Source organism: Nitrospirillum guanabarense (assembly GCF_034653355.1).
Classification (GTDB): domain Bacteria; phylum Pseudomonadota; class Alphaproteobacteria; order Azospirillales; family Azospirillaceae; genus Nitrospirillum.
This window is the reverse complement of record NZ_JAYEER010000002.1, coordinates 636,604-659,591: the sequence shown is the minus strand read 5'-3', so window position 1 is coordinate 659,591 and position 22,988 is coordinate 636,604. Positions and strand designations below refer to the sequence as shown.

General features: G+C 68.5%; 1 protein-coding gene. It reads right to left on the bottom strand.

Annotation, left to right across the window (positions count from 1 at the left end; translation table 11 throughout):
- Position 1: 1 nt before the first annotated feature.
- Positions 2 to 22,624: a hypothetical protein gene (locus UAA55_RS09330; protein ID WP_322952408.1), complete on the bottom strand. Its 22,623-nt coding sequence runs from the start codon at positions 22,622 to 22,624 to the stop codon at positions 2 to 4.
- Positions 22,625 to 22,988 lie beyond the last annotated feature (364 nt).

Sequence of the window (22,988 nt, the reverse complement as noted above, 5' to 3'; positions counted from 1 at the left end):
GTCAGGCTGTTGGACAGCAGGACGTTGGCGCCGCTGTTGACCAGGGTGTGGCCGGTGACGTCGATGGCATCGCTGAAGGCCAGGCTCCCCCCACCAGCACCACGTTGCTGGCCAGGTTGGTGAGGGTGCCGCCGGTGAAGGTACCGACCACGGTGCCGCCACCGGTGATGGTCAGATCCTGGGCGCCGGCGTTGGTGATGTCGCCGACGATGGTGCCGCTGTTGGCCAGCAAGCCCAGCACGCCGGTGCTGGTGATGCTGAGCACGCCGTGGGTGGCGGTGATCAGGCCGCCGTTGGACAGCGTGCCCAGGGTGCCGCTGTCCAGGAAGGCGGTGGAGGCACCGCCGGTCAGCGTACCGCTGTTGCCCACCGACCCGGCATGGCCGGCGATGCCGACCAAATGGGCGCCGGTCAGGACGCCCGCATTGCTGAAGCCACCCAGGGTGCCGCCCAGCGCCACCAGGACGGCGGCAGCGCCCGCGGCCAGCGTGCCGCCGGCGAGGTTGCTGACCGATCCCACGGTGCCGCCGACCACGACCTCCACGGCTGCGGTGGCGCCGGTCACTTGGCCGCTGTTGGCCAGGCTGCCCAGGCTGCCCCGCACCAGCGCGCCCGCCCCCAAGGCGGAGGCGACGGTGCCGCTGTTGCTGAGCAGGCCGAGGCGCCCACCCGTGCCCACCTGCACGCCGGCGGTGGAGAAGCCCCGGATCAGGCTGGCGTTGGCGACCTGGCCCATCTGGCCACCGGCCACGGCCAGGCCGCTGCTGGTGCCAGCCAGGGTGCCGGTGTTGACCAAGGTGCCGACACCGCCCGCCGCCGCCACATAGAAGGCGGTCGCCCCACCCAGGGTGGCGGTGTTGGTCAGGCTGCCCAGCGTGCCACCGATATAGTCGTTGGCGATGCTGGCCGTCAGCTCGGTCCCGGACAGCTGGGTCGCCATGGCAAGGCCCATCACGGTGTTGGACACGGAAGCCGAGACGCTCAGGCCGCCCGCCGCCGACACCAGGGTGGCGATGGAACCACCGAAGTAGTTGGCGCCCGCGTCATAGGCGGCGGCCACCACGCCGCCCGACAGGGTGGCGGCACCACTGACCGCCAGGCCGCTGCTGCCCGTCGCCAGGCCCAGGACACCACCCGTTTGGTTATAGCTGCCGGTGACGGTGACGACGCTGTTGAGCACCAGGGTGGCGCCGCTGTTGACCAGGGTGTGGCCGGCGACGTTGACGGCGTCGGCCAGCAGCAAGGTGCCGGCGTTGAACGCCACGTCCGCGCCGCCGCTGGTGATGGTGCCACCCGCCAGCGTGCCCACCAGGGTGCCGCTGCCGCCGCTGATGGTCAGGCCGCCGGCCGCCAGGTTGACGATGTCACCCTGGATCAGGCCGCTGTTGACGATGGCGCCGAAGGTGCCGCCGGATACGTTGCGCAGGGCGGTGATGCCCGCCAGCGTGCCGCTGTTGTCCAGCACACCGATGGTGGCAGCGTTCACCAGCCCCACTTGGCCACCCTGGATCAGGCCGGTGTTGGCGATGGTGGCGATGCCGCTGGCGCCGCCGTTGGCGATGGCCGTGGCGCCGGTGACGAGGCCGGCGTTGGACACGCGGCCCAGGACACCCTGGTTGACGACGCCGCCCGCCACGGTGCCGGCCGTGTCGTTGAGCAGCAGGCCCAGCACGCCGGTGTTGACTACCCCGGAGGTAGTGCCGGTGATCAGGCCGGCGTTGTACAGCGTGCCGAGGGTACCGGCGTTGGACACGGCGTCGACGCCGCCCAGCAGTAGGCCGCTGTTGCTGAAGCTGCCCAACGAGCCGGTGCCGGCGATGCGCAACGCGGTGGCGGCGCTGACCGTGCCGGTGTTGGACAGGCTGCCCAAGGAGCCGCCGATATAGTCGCTGTGGGCCACGGCCAGCAGGGCGTTGCCCACCACCGTGCTGCCGATGTCGAAGCCGGTCAGGTCGTTGATGATGGACAGGGTATAGCGGGATCCGGCGCCACCGGACACCAGGGTGGCCAGGGCGGCGCCCACGGTGTAATTCGCCAGGTTGTTGGCACCGGTGATGGTCACCACGCCACCGGTCAGGGCGGCGCTGCCGCTGACCGCCAGCTGGCTGCCGCCCAGCGACAGCATCAGGCCGCCGCCGATCTGGCTGTAGTTGCCGGCGATGGCGACCGTGCCGCCGATGGTGAGGTTGGCGCCGCTGTTCACCACCGTGTTGCCGCCCACCAGGATGGCATCGGCCAGCAACAGGTCGCCGGCGATGAAGGACACGCCCGACAGGCTGTTGACGATGGTGCCGCCGGTCAGCGTGCCCACCGCGCCACCCCCATTTCCGCCCCCCGGGCCACCCACGATCACCAGGTCATGGGCCGTCAGGTTGCGGATGTTGCCCGTCAGGGTGCCGCTGTTGACCAACGTGCCCAGATTGCCGCTGGTGGCGATGTAGAGGGCGGTGGCGGAGGTGACGGCGCCGCTGTTGGTCAGCGTGGCCAAGGTGCCGCCGATGTAGTCGTTATTGATCGTCAGCAGTAGGTCGCCACCGGCGGTGACACCGCTGGACGCCAAACCGACAACGGAGGTGACGATGGTGGCGCCGGTGTAGCTGGACCCGGCGCCGCCGGCCACCAGGGTGCCCAGGGTGCCGGCCAGGTAGTTGGCCCCGGCGCTGGCGCTGGCCAGGATGCTGCCGCCGGTGATGCTGGCGGCGTCCGCCACCACCAGATGGCCGGCGCCACGGCTGAGATCCAGCGTACCGCTGGCCTGTCTGTAGGCCCCGCTGATGCTGACGATGCTGGTCAGGATCAGGTCGGAACCGGCGTTGACCACGCTGCCCGCCACCTGATCGTTCAGGGCGACGTTGCCGCCGGCGACCACCAGGTTGCCGGTGACGGTGATGGTGCCCTGCGTGTTGGCGGCATAGCCGGTGAAGGTGCCCACATTCGTGCCGCTGCCGCCGGTGATGCTGAGATCGCCGATGGTGGCGATGATGTCGCCCGCGACAATGCCGCTGTTGGCGAAGCCGGCCACCTGGTTGCCGAACCGGGCCGCGACCGGGCCCTGGATCAGGCCGGCGTTGTCGATGACCCCGAAGGCGCCGGATAGGGCCACGGTACCGCCCGCCACGGTGCCGGTGTTGACCAGGCTGCCGATGCCACTGTTGCTGAAGATGCCGGTGCCGCCGCTGATGAGGCCGCTGTTGTCCAGCAGATCCAGGCCGTTGGCGCCCACGGCCGCGAACCGGCTGAGGATGCTGCCGCTGTTGATGATGGTGCCGGTCGTGCCGCCGGCGCTGACGCCGGCATAGCCGCCGCTGATGGTGCCGCTGTTGCGCAACAGGCCGACGGCGTTGTTGTAGACGACACCCTGGCCGGCGGTCATGCCGGCGGCGAGCGTTCCGCCTTGGATGACGCCGGCGTTCACCAACGTGTCCAGGCTGCCGTCAACATTGACGCCGACCGTACCGCCCTGGACAAGGCCGCTGTTGACCAGCGTGCCCATCAGCTCCGCAACAACGCCGCGGGCGCCGATGACCCGGCCGTCGCCGGTGATGGACAGCAGGCCGATGCTGCCGTTGCCACCGATGCCCGTGCCGAGGGGGGCCTCAGCCCGGATCAGGCCGCTGTTCAGCAGGGTGCCGATGGTCCCGGCGTTGTTGATGGCGAAACCGGTGCTGCCCGTGGCCCAGATGGTGCCCCGGTTGTCCAGCAGGTCGACGGTGCTGGTGTTGCGGCGGTTGTTGAGGCCCGCATCCGCACCCTGGATCAGGCCATCGTTGATCAGTGTGCCGATCCATTCCTCACTCTGGATGCCCAGCCGGGTGCCGGCCAGCACGCCGCCGCTGGCGATCGACAGGGTGTCGATGGTGCCGCCTTGAGCCAGGTAGATGCCATTGGCGTTGCCGCCGATGGACCCGCTGTTCACCAGGGTGCCCAACCGGCCGAACATGTCGACCTCGGTGATGGAGCCGCCGTTGTCCACGCGGGCGATGGTGCCGTTGTCCGTCAGCCCGCTGATCCAGCCGCTGTTGGCCACGGTGCCCAGGGTGCCCGTCGCCCCCACGAGCACACCACCCATGGTGCCCGTGTTGGACAGCAGGCCCAGGGTGCCGTCGACGCCCACCTGGGTGCTGTTGAAATCGATCACGCCGCTGTTGGAAAGGGTGCCGACGCTGCCGATGGTGTCGACATGGAATGCCAGGCTGCTGCCGCTGAGGCTGCCGGTGTTGACGAAAGTGCCGATGACGCCGGCCACGGACACCTGGTAGTGGCCGCCGGTGAGCGTGCCGCTGTTGGTGAAGCTGCCCAGGCGGCCGGTGCTGGCCACCATCAGGAAGCTGGAGACCAGGCTGCTGACGATGGTGTCGCTGTTGCTGGCGGAAGCCAGGCTGCCGCCGATGTAGTCGCTGACCGCCACGGCCACCAGGTTGCCACCCACCGTGCGCCCGTCCACGCCCTGATACCCGGCGGTAAGCGACACGTTGGTGTAGCTGGAGCCCACGCCGCCCGCGACCACCGTGCCCATGGTGCCGGCCAGGTAGTTGCCGGTGGCCGACTGGCCCAGCAGGGACACGGTGATGCCGCTGATGCTGGCGCTGCCGCTGACCGCCAGCTGATCGCCGGCGGACATCGCCAGGCCGCCGGCGGCCTGGCTGTAGTTGCCGGTGATGCTGACGCTGTGGACCAGGGTGAGGTCGACGCCGCTGTTCACCACCGTGTGGCCGCCCACGTCGATGGTGTCGTTGAGGGCGATGGTGCCCGACGCCAGCACCAGGTTGCTGCCGGTATTGCTGATGGTGCCCTGGCCGCCCGCGGCGTAGCCTGTGAAGGTGCCGATGCCGCCGGCGTTGCCGATGGTCAGATCCTGGATGCCCAGGTTGGCGATGTCGCCGGCGACCAGGCCGCTGTTCTCGAAATAGCCCAGGGCGCCGGCGGTGCCGATGGTCAGAACACCCAACTGCCCGGCCAGCAGGCCGCTGTTGCTCAGGGTGGCGATCACACCGGCATTGCTGATGCCGATGTCGGCCTGGAGGGTGCCGCCGTTTTCCACCGTGCCGATGGTGGCGCTGTTGGTGATGGCTGTGCCGCTGGCGACGGTGATGAGGCCGTTGTTCCGGATCAGGCCGATGACACCGGCGAGGGTGTTCCCCACGCCCCAGCTCTGGGCGGACACGGTGCCGTTGTTGACCAGGGTGCCGATGCCGCCCCGGTTCTGGACAGCCGCGGTGCCGGCCGTGATCAGCCCGTCGTTGACGACCGCGGCGATGGTGCCCTGCTGGTCGTTCAGCAGCCCGCCGCCCACGACGCCATTCGGCCCAAGGCCCAGGATACCGCCGGCCCCGATGCTGACCAGGTTGATGCGGCCGGTGTTAAGGATGTTCTGCAGCGCGCCGGTGTTGCTGACCGTGCCTATGCTGCCGCCCTGGTTGGCGACGGCCCAGATGCCGTTGCGGGTGCCGGTGATGGTGCCACTGTTGTCCAGGCGGCCGATGGTGCCACCGGCGTTCAGCACGCCGTAGCCGAAGATGGAGGTGCTGATGATCGTGCCGCTGTTGTCCAGCAGATCCAGGGTGCGGCCGGTCGTCAGTTGCACACCGACAGCGGCGCTGGTGATCGTGCCCGCGTTGACCAGGGTGTCCAGCTGGCCGACGGCCAGCACGCCGTAGAGGCTGCCGGACATGCTGCCGCTGTTGGAGAAGGTGCCCAGGCTGCCGCTGCCGGCGATGTGGAGCGCGGTGCCGATGGTGCCGCCGCCGACGGTCCCGGTGTTGGACAGGCTGGCCAGCGTGCCGCCGACGTAGTCGTTGAGGGCCACGGCCACCAGGGCGTTGCCGTTGATGCTGCTGCCGATGCTGAAGCCGGTCAGCTGGGTGGTGATGGTCAGGCCGTCGTAGCTGGACCCGGCGCCGCCCGCCACCAGGGTGGAGAGGGCCGAACCCACGGTGTAGTTGGCCAGGTCGCTGGCGCCGGTGATGGACAGATCGCCGGCGGTCAGGGACGCCGTGCCGCCGACCACCAGTTCGCTGCTATGCAGGTCTAGCAGGAGGCTGCCGCCCGCTTGGCTGAAGTTGCCGGCCACGGCGACGGTGCCGCCTATGGTCAGGGTGGCGCCGCTGTTCACCACCGTGTGGCTGCCCACGTCGATGGCATCGGCCAGCAACAGGGCGCCCTGGGTGAAGGTCAAATCCGCCCGGGTGTTTCGGATGGTGCCGCCGGTCAGCACGCCCACGCCGCCGCCCGTGTCGCCGGCGATGGCCAGCGCGTTGGCCGAGACGTTGATGATGTTGCCCCCCAGCGTGCCGCTGTTGACCAGGGTGCCCAAGCTGCCGGTGGCGGCGACATAGACGGCGGTGGCGGAGCTGATGGCGCCGCTGTTGGTCAGTGTCGCCAGGGTACCGCCGACGTAGTCGTTGTTGGCGATCAGCAGCAAGTCGTTGCCCACCGTCCGGCCCACCACGTTCAGGCCGGTCAGGTCGGCGGCGAAGACGACGCCGGCATAGTTGGAGGCGGCGCCGGCCGACACCAGGGTGCCCAGCGTGCTGGCCAGGTAGTTCCCCGTGGCGGTGACGCCTTGGGCCACCAGCGTGCCGCCTGTCAGGCTCACGGCGTCGCTGACCGACAGGCTCATGATCGACAGGGTGCCGCCCGTCTGGACGAAGGCGCCGGTGACGGCGCCGTTGCCCAGCGTCAAGTTGGCGCCGCTGTTGACCACCGTTTGGCCGGCGACATTGATGTCGTCGTTCATCGACACGTTGCCGGCGGCGAAGGTCAGGCCGGCCAGCGTGTTGGTGATGGTGCCCCGGGTGCCGTTGGCATAGCCGGTGAAGGTGCCGACGGCGGTGCCGCCGCCGCCGGCGAGGACCAGCGTCCGGCTGGTGGCATTGATGACGTCGCCGGCGATGAGGCCGGCGTTGGCCAGGGTGGAGAGATTGCCGCTGATGGACAGCGCGCGGTTCTGGCCGGCGATGAGGCCGGTGTTCGCCAGGGTGCCGATGGTGCCGTTCAGCCGCACCGCCGTGTTGGACCGGGCGGACAACGTGCCCTGGTTGGTGACGGTGCCGATGGTGGCGGAGGTGGCCACATAGGCCGCGACCGAGGTGCCGTCGATGTCGGCGGTGCTGATCACGCTGGTCGCCGAGGCTCCCAGGTAGTCGGTATGGGCGGTGGCCAGCAGCAGGCCGCCGCTGACGGCGCTGGTGATGGACAGATTCCAGGCCTGGATGGTGGCGCCGTTGACGCCCAGCGTGCCACCCGCCCGGGCGATGGTGCTGACGTCACCCGCCAGGATGTTGGCGTTGCCGGCGTAAACCAGGACCTGGCCAGCCAAGTCGATGTTGCCGCTGGCCCGCAACGCACCGCTGGTGGCGATGACGTCCAGCTCACCCGCCGTCTGGCGGTAGTTGCCCAGCAGGTTCAGCTGCGCGCCGGAGGTGACGGTGGCGCCGGTGTTGCGCAGCGTCAGGGTGCCCACGTCAACGGTGTCGCCCATGGACAGTTGGCCGGCGGCAAGGACCACATCGGCGTTGCGGCTGCGCAGGGTGCCGTTCTGGAAGGAACTGGCTTGGCCAGTATTGCCGATGATGGTCAGCACGTGGCTGCCGTCGTTGATGATGTTGCCGTCCACCGTCTGTTCGTTGTCCAGCACGTCCAGGACGCCGCCGGCGGTGATGGACACGGCGGCCAGGGTACCGGCCAGGCGCCCGGCATTGACCAGGGTGCCCAGGCTGCCCGTGCCGGCCACGTAGACGGCCGTGTTGGCGCTGATGCTGACACTGCCGTTGTTGGTCAGGGTCAGCAGGGTGCCGCCGATATAGTCGTTGCGGAAGGCGGCGATCAGGCGGCCGGCGCCGTCCACCGCGCCGGTGACGTTCATGCCCGCCAGGCCGCCGACAGTGGCGGCGCTGTAATCGGAGCCCGCCGCGGCGCTGACCAGGGTGGTGGTCTGGTTGATGGTGAAGTTGGCCGTGGACTGGCCCGTCACCACGGCACCAGCGATGGTGGCCTGGTCGCCGACCTGCAGTGGGCTGCCGCCCGCCACCAGCAGCGCGCCGGCGGACTGGGTGTAGGCGCCCGTGATGCTGACGGGGGTCGCGATGGTGAGGGTGGCACCGCTGTTGACGACACTGGCCTGCATCTGGTCGTTCAGGGCGGCGTTGCCACCAGCGAACACCAGGTTGCCGCCCGTGACGGTGATGGTGCCCATGGTGTTGGCGGCATAGCCGGTGAAGGTGCCGACGCGGGTGCCGCTGCCACCGGTGATGCTGAGGTCGCCAATGGTGGCGATGATGTCGCCGGCCACGACGCCGCTGTTGCCGAAATCCGCCACCTGGTTACTGAACTGGGCCGCCACCGGCCCCCGGATCAGGCCGGCGTTGTTGACGGTGCCAAAGGCGCCCGATAGGGCGATGGTGTCGCCCGCCACGGTGCCGGTGTTGACCAAGCTGCCGATGCCGCCGTTGCTGGAGATGCCGGTGCCGCCGTTGATGAGGCCGCTGTTGTCCAGCAGATCCAGGCCGCCGACGCCCACGGCCGCGAAGCGGCCGAGGATGCTGCCGCTGTTGAGGATCGTGCCGCCGGCGCCGTAGGCCTGGACGCCGGCTGAGCCGCCGCTGATGGTGCCGCTGTTGCGCAGCAGGCTGATGCTATTGTTGTAGTAGACGCCCTGGCCGGCGGCGAGCGTGCCGCCCTGAATGGTGCCGGCGTTCACCAGCGTGTCCAGGCTGCCATCGACATAGACGCCGACGGTGCCGCCCTCGATAAGGCCGCTGTTCGCCAGGGTGTTCATGATTGTGGCAAAGACGCCGTTGGCGCCGATGACCTGGCCGCCGCCGGTGATGGACAGCACGCCGATGCTGCCGCCACTGATGGCCATGCCCGACGGGGCATCGGCACGAATGACGCCGCTGTTCACCAGGGTCGCGATCGTGCCGCCAATGTTGCCGACGCCGGCCGTGGCGGCGCTGATCAGCCCGGTGTTCACCAGCGTGTCGATGGACCCGGCGTTGCCGATACCTTTCCCGGACTGGGCTTGGACGCTGCCGTCGTTGGCCAGGGTGCCGATGGATTGGCTGCTGTAGATGCCATAGCCGTTGCCGGTGATCAGGCCACCACTGGTGATCGACAGGTGGCCGATGGTGCCGCCGTTGGACACGGCCAAGCCGATATAGCCGCCGCCCACCGTGCCACTGTTCAGCACAGTGCCGATCCATGCCGTGGGGCTGGTGCCGTTGATGTTGACACCCAGTTGGAGGGCGGTGACGGAACCGGAATTGTCCAGCAGGCCGATGGTGCCGCCACTGACCACGGTGGTGATCGACCCGGTGTTGGCCAGGCTGCCGATGCTGCCGAGGTTGTAGAGGGCGGTGTGCTGGCTCCAGATCGTGCCGGCGTTGCTCAGCGTGCCGATGGTGCCGGCCGAGTCCACCGACACGCCCGTGCTGGCGAAGACCGTGCCGGTGTTGGACAGGGTGCCGACGCTGCCCCCGGCCACCTGGACCGCCCGGCTGAAGGCGTTGAGGACGCCACTATTGCTGATCGTGCCGACGGTACCGCCGACATGCAGCAGATCCGTGCCGCCGCCGTGGAGGGTGCCGGTATTGGTGTAGCCGCCCAGGCTACCCGAGGCCGCCACGTAGAGCTGTGCCGCCCCCACCGTCGCCTGGATGTCAGCGCTGTTCACCAGTGTGGCGTAGGTGGTGCCGATATAGTCGTTCAGCACCACGCCGGTCAGGGTGCCGTTGGCCGTCACGCCACCCACCGCCACGCCATCGACGTTGCTGAGGTAGCGGGCACCGCTGTAGTCGGACGCGACGTCGCCGGTGGCCAGCACGCCCAGGGTCGGATGGATGTAATTGGCCGTGGCCGTCAGGTTGTTCACCTGTACATAGCCGCCACCGATGCCGATGGTGCCGCTGGCGCCCAGGGTGTTGGTGGTGTTCAGCGACAGCGTGCCGCCGCTCTGCCCATAGTCGCCGGTGATCCTGGTGGATGCCGCCAGGGTGACGGTGGCGCCGGTGTTCCGCACGGCATGGCCGGTGGCGTCGATGTCGTCATCCAGCAGCAGGCGCCCGGCCGAGAACACGACGTTGCTGGCGGTGTTGCTGATCAGGCCGTGGCCGGTGGCGCCGGTGAAGGTGCCCGTGGGGGTGTCGCCGCCCTGGATGGTCAGGTCGCGGGCCGCGTCGTTCCGGATGGCACCGGCGATGACACCGCTGTTGATCAGCAGACCCAGGGCGGAATTGCTGTCAAAGGTGATGGCATTGCCACCGCCGCCGATCAGGCCGCTGTTGGCCAGGATGGCAATGCTGCCCCGGTTGGTGAGCGCCACGCCGGCACTGCTGCTGGACAGCGTGCCGCTGTTCAGCAGGGTGCCGATGGTGCCGCCGTTCACGGCGACGGCGAAGTTGTTGCCGGAAATGGAGCCGCTGTTGTCCAGCAGGCCCACGCCGCCGCCATTCTGCACCACACCGCCGACGCGGCCGTTGATCCAGCCGCTGTTGGTCAGGGTGTCGATGACGCCGATATTGCCGCCGGCGTTGTGATTGCGCAGGCCGAAGTGGGTGGCGGTGATGGTGCCGCTGTTGGACAGGGTGGCGATGCTGCCCTGGCTGTTCAGGCCGGTGTTGGCGGCGCTGATCAGGCCGCTGTTGCTGAGGCGGCCGACGACACCCGTGTTCCGGATGCCGACGGAGGCGCCGATGGCGCTGCTGAAGGTGCCGCCGCCCTGGTTGATGGTGCTGGTGTTCACCAGGGCGCCGATGCTGCCATCGTTGCTGAGGCCGGCGTACTGGCCCGTCAGCGTGCCATTGTTGGCCAGGCTGCCGACGCTGCCGCTGGTGGCCACGTACAGGGCGGTGCGGCTGCCGATGGCGTCGGTGTTGACCAGGCTGCCCAGGGTGCCGCCGATATAGTCGTTGCCGATGAGGGCCAGCAGGTCGCCGCCGCCGACGCTGCTGGCGATGTTCAGGTTGCCCACGCCGTCGGCGACGATGGTGGCGCCGGTGGCCAGGGTGCCGCCGGCATGCACCAGGGTGCCCAGGGTGCCGGCGAAATAGTTGCCGGTGACGCTGAAGCCCGCCATGGCCACGGTGCCGCCCGTCAGGCGGGCGTTGCCGCTGACGTTCAGGCTGTCGGTGCCGGGCCGCAGCAGCAGGGTGCCGGCGGACTGGCCATAGTCGCCCGTGACGCTGACGGCACCGGCCACCGTGACGTTGGCGCCGCTGTTGACGAGGGTATGACCGGTCACGTTGACGGCGTCGGCCAGCGACAGGTCACCGGACACCAAGGCCAGATCGCTGGCGGTATTGGTGATGGTGCCGCCGGTGAAGGTGCCGACGGCGCCACCGGTGCCGCCGCTGATGGACAGGGTACGGGCGCTGCGGTTGATGATGTTGCCGGCGATGGTGCCGCTGTTGGTCAGCGTATCCAGCGTGCCGGTGCCGGCGATGTACAGGATGGTGGCGGCGCTGATGCTGCCGCTGTTGGCCAGGCTGCCCAGGCTGCCGCCGACGTAGTAGTTGGTATGGATGCCCAGCAGGTTGGCGCCGCTGATGCTGGCGGTGACGCCCATACCGGTGACGGCGGCGACATGCGCCGCGCCATAGTCACTGCCCACGCCGCCGGCGACCAGGGTGGAGATCTGGCCCAGGGTGGCGTTCTCGGTCGCCAGGCCGGCCACGACGGTGCCGGCCACGGTGGCGGCGTCGGTGACGGACAGCCGGCCGGCCGTGCCCACCACCAGCGTGCCGCCGGCAGCCTGGCGGTAGGCGCCGGTGACGGTGATCGCGCTGGTCAGAGTGACGTCGGCGCCCAGGTTGCCGACCGTGTGGCCGGTGGCATCGATGTCGTCGTTCAGCCACAGGTTCCCGCCGGTGAAGAGCAGGTCGCTCAGGCGGTTGAGGATGCTGCCTTTGCCGGTCAGGTTCCGGCCGGTGAAGGTGCCGACCAGGCCACCGCCGCCGCCCTGGATGGACAGGTTGGCCGCCACCGTGTCGACGCCCAGGCCGACCAGGTTGGCGTCGCCGTTGACGAGGGTGCCGGCGATCACGCCGCTGTTGACCAAGGTGCCGAGGGTGGCCCCGCCGCCCAGGCCCAGGGCGTAGGCGGCATTGATGGTGCCGGTGTTGATCAGGGTGGCGATGGTGCCGCCGTTGCCGACCACGCCCGCCGTCACGCCCCCCAGCACACCACTGTTGCTGAGCATGCCGATGCTGCCGGTGGCGGCCACGTACACGCCATAGCCGCCGCTGGTGAGGGTGCCGGTGTTGTTGAGGGTGGCCAGACCGCCGCCGACGTAGTCGTTCAGGTAATGGACGACCAGGTTGCCACCGTCCTGCGCCACGCTGCCGCTGAGGCCGAACAGGCTGGCCAGGGTGGCGGCGCCATAGTCGGCGGTGGCGGCCTGGATCACAGTGGCCGTGTCGCCAGCCCCGTAGTTGCCCAGGGCGTCGGTCAGCACCCGGCCGGTGACGGTGGCGCTGTCGGCCGTCAGCAGGCCGGTGGTGGTGCCGATCAGCAGGCCGCCGGCCATGCGCAGGATGCCGGTCACGGCGACGGTGCCGCCCAATGTCACGAAGGCCGGGCTGTCGATGAACAGCGCGCCGGTGCCGGCGTTGACGGAATCGTTCAACCGGATGGTGCCTTGGGTGACGTGGATATCGCCCAAGGTGTGGGTGATGGTGCCGCCGGTGAAGGTGCCAACGCCGGCGCCGCCGGCCAGCAGCAGGCTGGCGCCGGCACGGTCGTCGATGATATCGCCGGTGATCACGCCGCTGTTGACCAGCGTGCCCACGGCCGTGGCGCCACCGGCGATGTAGACGGCCGTGGCGGCGCTGACGGTGCCGGTGTTGGTGATGTCAGCACCCAGGCTGCCGCCGATGTAATAGTTGTGCGCCGTGACCACCACGGCGTTGTTCGTGACGGTGTTGCTTAGCGTCAGGTGCGCCAGGTTGCTGGCGATGGTCGCGGCGCTGTAGTCCGACCCCACGCCGCCGGTCACCAGGGTGGCCTGCTGGCCCGGCAGGAAATTGTCGGTGGCCAGGCCCGCGCGCAGCTGGCCGGCGATGGTGGCCTGGCCAGCGATGGCCATCTGGCCACCCTTGCCCACCACCAGCGTGCCGGCGCTGCCCTGGGCGTAGGTGCCGGTGACAGTGATGGTGTTGGCCAGGGTCAGGCTGGCGCCGCTGTTGAGCGCGGTGTGGCCGGTGACGTCAACGTCATCGTTCAGCAGCAGGCTGCCGCCGCTGAACACCAGGTTGCTCAGCCTGTTCTGGATCAGGCCGGTGCCGGACTGGCCGGTGAAGGTGCCGACCGTCCCGCCGGTGCCGCTCTGGATGGTCAGGTCGCCGGCGACGGTGTCATTGGGCAGGAAACCCAGGACGCCGCCGTTGCCGTTCACGATATTGCCGGCGATGACGCCGCTGTTGATCAGCGTGCCGATGCTGCTGGCGCCGCCCTGGCCACCCACCATCAGCAGGGCATACTGGGCGTTGATGGTGCCGCTGTTGACCAGCGTGCCGATGCTGGAGGCCGCCATCAGGCCGGCGTAGGAAATGCCGGCGAAGGAATTGTAGGCGCCGGTGATGGTGCCGGCGTTGGCGAAGCGCATGGTGCTGTCGCCAATCAGGGCGACTGCCCCCCGGACGACGCCGGTGTTGAGCACGCTGCCCACGGTGCCGGCCAACCCGATGGCGGAGACGGCGCTGATGGTCCCGTTGTTGACCAGGGTGTCGACGACACCACCGAGGGCCACGCCTTGTTGTGTCCCGATGACCGCGCCGTCGTTGGTCAGGGTGCCGACGCTGCCGGTGCTGGCGACGACGATGCCGGGGAAGGCGGTGGTGATGGTGCCGCTGTTGGTCAGGGTCACCAGGCTGCCGCCGACGTAATCGCTGCTGAACTGCGCCACCAGCGCGCCGCCGCTCTGGACCAGGGTGCCCAGGACGATGGCGCTGCCCGTGCCGATGGTGCCGTTCAGCGCGACGCCGCTGTAGGTGCCGGTGGCGGCGCCGATCACGGTCCGCGCCTGGCCGACGACATAGTTGCCCGAGCCGTCCAGGCGGACCTGGCCACCGGTCACCGTGGCGCTGTCGGCCTGCAGGGTGTTGGCGCTGCTCACCACCAGCGTGCCGGCGCTCTGCACATAGGTGCCGCTGACGGTGATGGCGCTGCCCAGGGTCAGGGCGGCGCCACTGTTGGTGACGCTGTGGCCGGTGGCCAGGATGTCGTCGTTCAGCAGCAGGTTGCCGCCGGTGATGTAAAGGTCGCTTAACCTGTTGTCGATCCGGCCCTTGCCGGTCAGGCCGGTGAAAGTGCCCACCGTGGCGCCGGTGCCGCCCAGCAAGGTCAGGTCGCTGGTGAAGGTATCCACCTGGCCCGACCACTGCCCCGTGGCGTCCCCGTTCATGATGTCGCCCCGGATCAGGCCGCTGTTGGCCATGGTACCCAGGGTGGAATTGGCGTAGGAACGGACGGCGACGCTGGCGGCGATGGTGCCGGTGTTGATCACGGTGCCCAAGGCAGCGCCGTAGGCCTCCTGGATCGCCACATTGTCGGCCAGAATGGTGCCGGAGTTGACGATGGTGCCCAGACGCGACCGGTCGCCATAGCCGGAGATGGCCGTGCCGGAGCCGCTGACGCGGATAATGCCCTGATTGACCACCATGCCGATGGTGCTGAAGTAGTTGTTGACGGCGTTGCCGCCATGGTCCGCCGCCATCAGGCCGCTGTTGGCGATGGTGGCGATGGTGCTGTAGGAAGCCCCCACCAGGCCGGCGCTGGCGGTGCCCACACCGGTCAGGGTGCCGCTGTTGGTCACCAGGGTGACGCGCGCGAACCGCAGGCTGATGTCGGTCTGACCGCTGATCAGCCCCTGGTTGTCGATGGTGCCGACATAGTCCGCGACCACGCCGGGGTTGGTGCTGAGGATACCGGTGCGGCCGGTGATGGTGCCGGTGTTGGTGATCCGGCCGATGGTGCCGCCGGCGTTGTAGATGGCGTAGATGCCGTAGACGCTGTTGTCGCCGGGGTCGCTGGGCACGGCGATCACACCGGCGTTGGTGATCGTGCCGATAGATCCATCCCGGCTATTGAAGATGGCCGCTGTATCCTGGTGCAGGGTGCCGGCGGCGGCGGCGGTGATGGTGCCACCGGCCTGGTTTTCCAGCAGGCCCAGGGTGTTGTAGTTCAGGATGGGACGGTAGGCCCCCGTGACCAGGCCACTGTTGCTGAAGGTGCCCAGGCTGCCAGTGCCCCCGACCTGCAGGGCCACAGCCCCCGCCAGCGTGCCGCTATTGGACAGGCTGCCGTAGCTGGCGCCGATGTAGTTGCCGGTGGCGAACAGCGCCAGGTTGTTGCCGGTCACCGTGCTGCCCATACCGGGGATGTTGCTGCCGATCACCGTGGCGCCGCTGAAGTCGGACCCCGCACCGCCGGCCACCAAGGTGCCGTAGATGCTGCCGGCCAGATAGTTGCCGGTGTCGGAGAGGGCGGCCGCCGCGACGGTGCCGCCGCTGATGCTGGCGGCCCCGCTGACGACCAGTCCCGCCCCCGTACCCAGGGCCAGGGTGCCGGTCGCCTGGCTGTAGTTGCCGGTGACGCTGACGATGGTGGACAGGGATACGGCGGCCCCGGCGTTAGCCAACGTGCCCGTGCCGACATTGACGGCGTCGTTCAGCAGCAGGCTGCCGCCGGCCAGCACCACGCTGGCGAGCGTGCTGGTGATGGTGCCCTGGTTGGTCAGGCTGCCGCCCGTCAGGGTGCCCACCGTGCCGCTGGTGCCACCCGTGATGCTGAGGGTGTTGGCGCCGGCGTTGATGATGTTACCGGCGATGGTGCCGGAGTTGGCCAGGGCACCCAGGCTACCCGTGCCGGCGATGTACAGGGCGGTGGGACCGGTCAGCAGGCCGCCGATGCTGAGGGTGCCGTAGCTGCCGCCGATATAGTCGGTGGTGGCGAGCGCCAGCAGCTGGCTGCCGCTGGTGCCCACCGTCAGTTGCGCATGGCCGCCCAATGCACCGTCGTTGACGAAGGTGCCGGCATAAGCCAGGCCGCCTGAGGCCTGCACCAGGGTGCCCACCGTGTCACCCACCAGGTAATTGGCGGTGCTGTCGCCGGCGACCGAGGCCTCCACCTGGCCGGCGATGCTAGCCACGCCGATGACGTTCAGCTGCGCCGCCCCATCCAGCACCAGGGTGCCGGCGGACTGGCTGTAGGCACCCGTCAGGTTGATGGTGTTGACCAGGGTGAGGGCCGCACCGGTGTTGGACACGGTATGGGCGTTGGCCCGGACGTCATCGTTCAGCAGCAGGGCGCCGCTGGCGAACACCAGGTTGCTCAGGCTGTTGAAGATCAGGCCCGTGGAGACACCATCCTGGCCGGTGAAGGTGCCCACCGTGCCGCCGACACCGCCCTGGATGGTCAGATCGCCAGCGACGGTGTCGTTATAGTCGGTGCTGCCGTTGTAGATGCCGCCCCGGATCAGGCCGCTGTTCACCAGGGTGCCCAGGCTGGCGTTCGCAAAACCCAAATAGGCCCTGACGCCCATGATGGTGCCGCTGTTGACCAGGGTCCCGATGCCGACGCCGTAGCTGTTCTGGATGGCGGTGGTGCCGCTGATGGTGCCGCTGTTCTCCAGCGCGGTGAGGCCGGCGTAGGCCATCCTGATGCCGATGCCCGCGGCGATGGTGCCCTGGTTGACCAGCGTATTGATGGTGGCGAAGTTGAGGTTGACGCCATAGCCATACGCGTCGGTGCTGACCAGGCCGCTGTTCACCAGGGTGTTGATGGTGCTGTTGGACAGGTTCAGCGCGGCCGGCACGCCGGCGCCGGCCAAGGCCTCCAGCGTGCCGCTGTTGGCCAGCAGCGTGACCTGGGCGTATTCCAGGCTGACGGCGTAGGTACCGCTGATCAGGCCGGCGTTGGCCAGGGTGCTGAGGGTGCTGTTATTGCCGCTGTAGAGGCCCATCGTGCCGGTGATGGTGCCGATGCTGGTGTTTTCCAGCAGGCCGATGCTGCCGCTGTTATTGACGGCCCTGCCGCCGCCGATGCTGATCAGGCCGTCGTTGGTGAAGGTGCCGAGCTGGCCGCCCTGGGCGATGCTGAGGCCGACATGGCCCGCCAGCGTGCCGCTGTTGGCCAGGCTGCCCAGGCTGCCGCCGATATAGTCGCCGGTGGCGCCCAACAGCAGGCCGTTGCTGGACACGGTGCCGGCCAAGCCCAGCGCGTGGCTGCCGGTGGTGACGGCGACGTTGGTGTAGCTGGACCCGCCGCCGCCAGCCACCAGGGTGGCGTAGACGCCGCCGGCCAAATAGTTGCCCAGGGTGGACGGGCGCGCGATGGTGACAGTGGCGCCGCTGATGCTGGCGGCGCCGCTGACCACCAGTTCCGCCCCCGTGGCCAGGGCCAACGTGCCGCCCGTCTGGCTGTAGTTGCCGGTGACGCTGACGATGGTGGACAGGGCGACGGCAGCCCCGGCATTGGCCAGCGTGCCCGTGCCGACGTTCACGGCGTCGTTCAACAGCAGGCTGCCGCCGGCCAGGACGACGTTGGCGAGAGTGCTGGTGATGGTGCCCTGGCTGGTCAGGCTGGCGCCCCTCAAGGTGCCGACCACGCCGCCCGTGCCGCCGCTGATGGTGAGGTCGGCCGTGCCGAGATTGACGATGTCGCCGGCGATGGTGCCGCTGTTGGCCAGGGCGCCCAGGCTGCCCGTGCCCGCGATGTACAGGGCGGTGGGTGCCGTCAGCAGGCCGGTGACGCTGATCGTGCCATAGCTGCCACCGATATAGTCGTTGATCGCCAGGGCCAGCAGCTGGTTGCTGGTGGTGCCGTTGACCAGGACCACGTGGCCGTCCAGCGCCGTGCCCGTCAGGCTGCCGCTGTAGGACACGCCGCCATCGGCCTGCACCACGGTCCCGACGGCGTCACCCACCACATAGTTGGCGCCGGTATTGCCGCTGAGCGTGACCTGGTACAGGCCCGCCAGCCCGGCGCTGCCGGTGACCGACAGCCCGCCGGCGGTGCCCATGGACAGGGTGCCGCCCAACTGGCTGTAGGCGCCGGTGATGGTGACCAGCGTATCCAGGGCCAGGGCGGCGGCGATGTTGGTGACGGAATAGCCGGGAACGTAGATGTCGTCGTGCAACAGCAGGGCGCCGGAGGCGAAGGTGACGTTGCCCAGCGTGTTGTAGATCATGCCCTTGGCAGACATGTCCCAGGCGGTGAAGGTGCCCACCGTGCCGGTGTCGCCGCCCTGGATGGTGAAATCGGCGCCGATGGTGTCGGAGCTGTAGAGGGCACCCGTCACTGTGCCCGCGATGACACCGGCGTTGATCAGCGTGCCTATGACGGCGCCGTTGTGGTTGGCCAGCGCGTAGCCGTTGCCGTTGGCGGCGCGCAGGGTGCCGGTGTTGATCAGCGTGCCGATGGTGGCGGTGTCACCGTTCAGGATGGCGCCCGTGCCGCCGCTGATCAGGCCGCTGTTGACCAGGGTGCCGATGCTGGCGCTGCTGCTGAAGTTCCCGATCCCAAGGCCGCCGGCGATGATGGTGCCGCTGTTGAGCACGGTGCCGATGGTGCTGGACGCATAGTTGACGATACCGTTGCCGCCGTAGCCGGTCTCACTGATCACTCCGGTGTTGTCGACGGTTTCGGCATTGGCGCCTTGCAGCAGGATGATGCCGTCGCCGAACGTAGCGGTGCCGGCGATGGTGCCGGTGTTGTTGATCAGCCCGGCCCGGGCGTTATACAGCTCGATGGCGGAGGCAGAGGCGCCGATGCTGCCGCTGTTGGCGATCGTGCCCACGGTCGCGCCAGTGTCGAGCTGGACGCCCCTATGGGCGATGATGGTGCCGCTGTTGTCGAGCTGGCCGAGAGAGCCGCCGCGGTCGTAGATGCCGATACGGGTCGTGCCCGTGACGGAGATCAGGCCGCTATTGCTGAAGGTGTCCAGGGTGCCGAAGTTGCCCACGACCAAGCCAAAGGCGCCGGACAGGGTGCCGGTGTTGGCCAAACTGCCATAGGTGCCGCCGATATAGTTGCCGGTGGCGCCCAGCAGCAGGTCGTCACCGGAAACGATGCCGCCGATGCCCCCCACCACAGGACTGTTGTTGGTAACCGTCACCCCGTCATAGCTGGACCCTGCGCCACCCGTCACCAGGGTGTCCAGGATGGTGCCGGCCAGGTAGTTGCCGGTGGCGGACAGCGGACGCCCCGACACCAGGCTGCCGCCGGTGATGCTGGCGGCCCCGCTGACCGCCAGCGTGCCGCTGCCGCCCAGTTCCAGGCCGCCGGTCGCCTGGTTGTAATTGCCGCTGACATTGACCATGGTGGACAGCGTCAGATTGGCGCCATTGTTGATCAGGGTGCCGGTGCCGACATGGACGGCGTCGTTCAATGCCAGGTTGCCACCGCCCAGCACCACGTTGGCCAGCGTGCTGGCGATGGTGCCCTGGTTGGTCAGGCTGCTGCCCGTCAGGGTGCCGATGGTTAGACCGGCGCCGCCCAGGATCGTCAGGTCGCGGGCGCTGTCGTTGGTGATGTCGCCGGCGATGGTGCCGCTGTTGGCCAGTGCGCCCAGGGTGCCCGTGCCGGCAATGTAGAGCGCGGTGGGGGCCGACAGCAGCGTGCCGCCACCAATGCTGAGGGTGCCGTAGGTGCCGCCGATATAATCACTGGCGGCCAGAGCCATCAAATCGGTGCCGGTGGTGGCATCGCCGACGGCCAGGTGGCCGCCCAGCGCGCTGGGGCCCAGGCTGCCGCTCCACACCAGACCGCCATCCGCATGCACCAGCGTGGCAACGGTATCGCCCACAAGGAAGTTGGCGGTGGCCATGCCGGCGAGGTCGGCCTGCACCAGACCGCCCACCATGGCCGCGCCCGTGACCGACAGGCCGCCGGCCGCGCCCAGCACCAGGGTGCCCGCCGCCTGGTCATAGACGCCGGTGATGGTGAGCAGGGTGGCGACCTGCAGGCTGGCGCCGGCGTTGGCGACCGTATGGCCGGTGGCATTGATATCGTCGTTCAGCAGCAACGCGCCGGCGCTGAAGGTCAGGTCGCCCATCTGGTTGACGATCAGCCCCTTGGCCACCCCGTCCTGGCCGGTGAAGGTGCCCAACGTGCCGCCGGCGCCGCCCTGGATGGTCAGGTCAGTGCCGTTTTCGCTGGTGATGCCGCCTTCGATCAAGCCGCTGTTCACCAAGGTGCCGAAGTCACCGGAGGTGTAGAAGGCAGTGCGGGCACTGATGGTACCGCTGTTCACGAGGGTGCCGAGGACGCCGGAGGACCAGTTCCTGATGGCGGCGTTGGCGGTGGTGATGGTGCCGCTGTTGGCGAAGAGTCCAACCGTGCCGTATTGCCCACCGTACCCGCCATTGGATAGTGCGGCGCCGCCTCCGCCGTTGATCACGCCGTTGTTGCTGACGGTGCCGATGCTGCCATTGCTGTTGGCGACGAAGGCGCCGTTCTGGATCGACACCAGGCCACTGTTGGCGATGCCGCCGATCGTGCTGTTGTCGGCATTGACGATGTAGCTGTTGACGCTGCTGCCGGCCGCGACCACCGTGCCGCTGTTGCTGATCTGCCCAATGGTGGCGTAGCTCAGTTGGATGGCGGTGCCTGTCGGGTATGAGGCGCCCACCACCATGGTGCCGCTGTTGGCAATGCCGCCGATGGCGGCCAGCGCGCCGCTGTTGCCGATGGCGGCGACGAGATGGCGGCCGGTCAGGGTGCCGCTGTTGCTAAAGGCGTCCAGCGTGCCCCCGGCGCCCACGTACAGGCCATAGTTGCCGGCGATCAGGCCGGCGTTGGTCAGCGTGCCCATGATGCCGACGTTGCGGATAGCCGTCGAGGTGCCGCCGCCCGATGCGGTGATGGTCCCGCCAGCCAGGTTTTCCAGGGTGCCGATGATGACCTGGTTGAAGACGCCCTGGTTGCCGCCGGCGATGATGCCGCTGTTCACCAGGGTATGGACGATGACGGTGTTGGCGACACCAACCTGGGAGCCGACGATGGTGCCGCCGGCCTGATTGTCCAGCAGGCCGATGGTCCCGCCAATGAACTGGGCGGCGCCGATATCGATGGCGTAATTGTTGCTCTGGATCAGGCCGGTGTTGGTCAGGGTGCTGATGCCGCCATAGACCAGGATGCCGGCGGTGTTGCCGCCCGTAATGGTGCCGCCGGCCTGGTTTTCCAACAGGCCGATGGTCCCGTTAACATAGACCGCCCCGATGGCGCCACCGATGAAGCCACTATTGCTGAGCGTACTTATGGTGGCGGCGGTGCCGTGGTTGGAGCTGGGGCCGATGACGATAACGCCCACAAGGCCGCTGTTGATGCTGCCGCCCGCCTGGTTCACCAGCTGGCCGATGGTCCCGCGGATCGCCAGGCCGACACCGGAGAAGGTGTCTGCACTATAAATGACGCCGCTGTTGATCAGCGTGCCGATGCTGCCGTTAGCGAGGAAGCCGCTGCTGCCGGTGATGAAGATGTGGCCGGCATTGTCCAGGGTGCCGACAGTGCCCAGGATGGTGACGCCGGCGTCGGCGCTGATGGTGCCGGTGGTCTCATTCCGGAAGCCGCCCAGGCTGCCCGTGGCGGCCACGTACAGGGCGCTGATGCTGCCGGTATTGGTGACGCTGCCCAGCATGCCGCCGATGTAATCACTGTTAGCGACGGCCAGCAGGTTGGACCCGTCCGACCCCTGCCCCGTGAACAGGAGGGGAAGACCGTTGCCCAGGTTGGCGGTGATGCCGCTGTAGCTGCCGCTGCCGGCCGCGATCAGCGTGGCCAGGGTGTCGCCCGCCACGTAGTTGCCCGACGTCGACAGGTTGCCCAGGAAGGCGGAGACGGTGCCGCCGGTGACGGTGGCGGCGCCACTGACCACCAGTTCACCACCACCGCCCAGGGCCAGCTCACCGGCCGACTGGCGATAATTGCCGGTGACGCTGACGATGCTGGACAGGATGACGCTCGCCCCGCTGTTCACCAGCGTGTTGCCGCCCACGGTCACGGCGTCGTTCAGCAGCAGGCTGCCACTGGCCAGCGTCAGGTCGGCGCCGCTGGTGATTATACCCTGGGTGGTGCCGTCCACGCCGGTGAAGGTGCCGGTGACACCGCCCGTGCCGCCGAAGATGGTGACGGCGCTGTCGCCGCCCAGCAGCAGGTTGCCCTGGATCATGCCGCTGTTGACCAGCGAGACCAGGGTGTTGCCCAGGCCGATTTCGATGGCGTTGCCGGCGGAGACGATGCTGCCGGTGTTCACCAGCGTGGTCAGCGTGACATAGCCGGCGGCCTGGGTGCCGGCCAGATACGCCCCGCGGATGCTGCCCTGGATCAGGCCCTGGTTGATCAGGAAGCTGGTGCCGTCGGTGTACTTGAGGGCGGTGGCGCCGCTGAGGGTGCCGCTGTTGGTGAGGGTCAGGTTGCCTGATGACTGCGTCGCCACGAACGACGTGCTGCCGCCGGTGATGGTGGTATCCGCCGCCGTTGCCCGGGGGGCCGTCAGGGCCGTGCCCATGGCCAGGAGGGAGGTGCCCGCCAGCAGCAGCGTGCGCGATGGCCGTGCGCGCGACGGCCGCGTCCGCGTGTCCTGGCCCTGCGTATCCAGGTCCCTGCGCACGTCCGGCAGCATCTTGCCCATAAGCCCACTCCCCCAGATCAGAAACCGGCGTTACGCCGGTTGCCACCCCCACGCGCCGGGACGCGCGCCGGGGACAGCGGTCCCAGCACATCTGAATACCCGAGTAACTCCTTCGTTGGAGATTTGCATCAAGATAGTAGATGCATAATCATCAGGCATATTTTTGGGCTTTGTTTACGGAACATAAACGGCAAATGTGGGAAAATATAGCGTTGTTACTGCCGTCATACCGATGACGTAAAACATGAACGCTCTGGTGATATTTTCACGAAATGCACAGTTTTCCGATATATGTGCAGCAGTTTATGGCAGAATTCTTCAATAAATTCTTTAACAATATGAGGAATAATTTATTCAAGACGCC

Bases quoted from the DNA above. Each gene is read 5' to 3' on its own strand.
- UAA55_RS09330 (WP_322952408.1), bottom strand. From the start codon at position 22,624: ATGGGCAAGATGCTGCCGGACGTGCGCAGGGACCTGGATACGCAGGGC.